This window comes from Streptomyces sp. NPDC002785 (assembly GCF_040295565.1).
GTDB lineage: Bacteria > Actinomycetota > Actinomycetes > Streptomycetales > Streptomycetaceae > Streptomyces.
Genome location: NZ_JBEOVN010000397.1, coordinates 1 through 2228, shown reverse-complemented (window position 1 = coordinate 2228; position 2228 = coordinate 1). Strand labels below are relative to the sequence as shown.

Genomic DNA, 2228 nt, shown 5'->3' with positions numbered 1-2228 from the left:
CCTCCCTCCTCCGCTTTGGAATCGCACGCACCAGACCGCGTCCGCTTTCCGATCCGAGGTCACCCGACAGCCTCTGACCGCACGGTCCCTCAGAACCCCGGGCCGCCGGGCCGGTCGCCCGCGGCAGCCAGTCTGCCCCACAGCAGATCCGCCAGGCTGCGCACCAACTGCTCCCGGGAACAGGGGCGTTCCCCCAGCCACCAGTCGCCCGCGGCGTGCATCATGCCGACGATGCCGTGGCCCCATATGCGGGCCATGGTCTCGCTGTCCGGGCCCAGGTCCACCCGCTCGGCGATCACCAGGGCGAGCTCCTCGCCGAGCCGGCGCAGCAGCGGCGCGGAGTGCCGTCCGACATCGAAGCCCTGCTCGGTCGGGGGTGCCGAGTCGTCGGACGGGTGCATCAGGAAGCGGTAGACCTGCGGGCGGGCCTCGATCGCCGCGAGATAGGTGTCGAGCGTCGACTCCACGCGCCGACGGCGCTCGGCGGGTGCGTCGAGCGCGGCCCGCAGAGCGATGAGCAGGGCATCGGTGTGGCGCTTGGCGAGGGCGCGGTAGAGGCCGCCCTTGTCGCCGAAGTGCCGGTAGAGGATGGGCTTGGTGATTCCGGCCTCCGCTGCGATGGCGTTCATCGAGGCCCCCGGTCCGTCCCTGAGCACCACGCGGTCGGCGGCCTCGAGCAGCTCGCGGCGGCGGCTCTCGGCCGCTGTCCGCTGGCGCTCGGCCTGTCGTGTGGTCTCCATGTCGCCTCTCCCCACCCCTGGCCTTGCACATTGCGTCCTGCCTGCGCAACGTAACACCCTGCCCTGCGGGATGCGGATCGGCACCCGGGCGGTTGACAGGGGCTACTTGCCGGTAACAGACTGCGGTTACCGCTAGTAACGAGTGGTTTTCCGGGGCAGTACGTGGAGGGGCACATGGTCGAGTTCACGCTCGAACTCAATGACGACCAGAAGCAGGTCCGTGACTGGCTTCACGGCTTCGCCGAGGATGTGATCCGTCCGGCGGCTTCGGAGTGGGACGAGCGCGAGGAAACGCCCTGGCCCGTCATCCAGGAGGCGGCCAAGGTCGGCATCTACTCCCTCGATTTCTATGCCCAGCAGTTCTTCGACCCGACGGGCCTCGGTATCCCGATGGCGATGGAGGAGCTCTTCTGGGGGGACGCGGGCATCGCCCTGTCGATCGTCGGTACGGGCCTGGCGGCCGTGGGTGTCCTCGCCAATGGCACCGAGGAGCAGATCGGCACCTGGATCCCGCAGATGTACGGCGACGCCGACGATGTGAAGGTCGCCGCCTTCTGCTCCTCCGAGCCGGACGCGGGTTCCGACGTCGCCTCGATGCGTACCCGCGCGGTGTACGACCAGACCAAGGACGAGTGGGTGCTGAATGGCACCAAGACCTGGGCGACCAACGGCGGTATCGCCAATGTCCATGTCGTCGTCGCCGTGGTCGACGCGGAGCTCGGCTCCAAGGGGCACGCCTCGTTCATCGTGCCGCCGAACACCCCCGGCCTCTCCCAGGGCCAGAAGTTCAAGAAGCACGGCATCCGTGCCTCGCACACCGCCGAGGTCGTCCTGGAGGACGTCCGTGTCCCCGGCCACTGCCTGCTCGGCGGCAAGGAAAAGCTCGACCAGCGCCTGGCCCGGGCCCGCGAGCGCGCCGCGTCCGGTGGCGAGCGGGTGAAGAACGCGGCGATGGCCACCTTCGAGGCTTCCCGCCCCGCGGTCGGCGCCATGGCGGTCGGCACCGCCCGTGCCGCGTACGAGGTCGCGCTGGACTACGCGAAGACCCGCACCCAGTTCGGCCGGCCGATCATCGACAACCAGGGCGTCGCCTTCCAGCTCGCCGACATGCGTACGCAGATCGACGCGGCCCGGCTGCTGGTCTGGCGCGCCTCCTGGATGGCGGCCACCGGCAAGCCGTTCACCTCGGCCGAGGGTTCCATGTCCAAGCTGTACGCGAGCGAGGCGGCGAAGAAGGTCACCGCGCAGGCTGTCCAGATCCTCGGCGGCAACGGCTTCACCCGTGAGTACCCGGTGGAGCGGATGCACCGGGACGCGGCGATCTACACGATCTTCGAGGGCACGAGCGAGATCCAGCGCCTGGTGATCGCCCGCACCCTCTCGGGCATGCCGATCCGCTAGCGCGGGGCGGGGCGCACGGTTCACGCTCGTGCGGCCCGCATCCCCGCGTCGGCTGTCCTCGGTCGCCGGACGGCTGAAATCCCAGCC

Annotated in this window: 2 protein-coding genes; one reads left to right on the top strand and one right to left on the bottom strand. The window is 69.8% G+C overall.

What is annotated here, in order from left to right; all coding sequences use genetic code 11:
• Nucleotides 1–89 precede the first annotated feature (89 nt).
• Nucleotides 90–740: a TetR/AcrR family transcriptional regulator gene (locus tag ABTZ94_RS37330; RefSeq protein ID WP_351207875.1), complete on the bottom strand. Its 651-nt coding sequence runs from the start codon at nt 738–740 to the stop codon at nt 90–92.
• Nucleotides 741–914: 174 nt separating this feature from the next.
• Between ABTZ94_RS37330 and ABTZ94_RS37325 the strand changes: the two genes are divergently transcribed.
• Complete coding sequence (locus ABTZ94_RS37325; protein ID WP_351207873.1) at nt 915–2141, top strand: acyl-CoA dehydrogenase family protein; 1227 nt, start codon at nt 915–917, stop codon at nt 2139–2141.
• The last annotated feature ends 87 nt before the right edge of the window (nt 2142–2228 follow it).

Coding starts and splice junctions, on each gene's coding strand:
- ABTZ94_RS37330 (WP_351207875.1), bottom strand. CDS start 740: ATGGAGACCACACGACAGGCCGAGCGCCAGCGGACAGCGGCCGAGAGC.
- ABTZ94_RS37325 (WP_351207873.1), top strand. CDS start 915: ATGGTCGAGTTCACGCTCGAACTCAATGACGACCAGAAGCAGGTCCGT.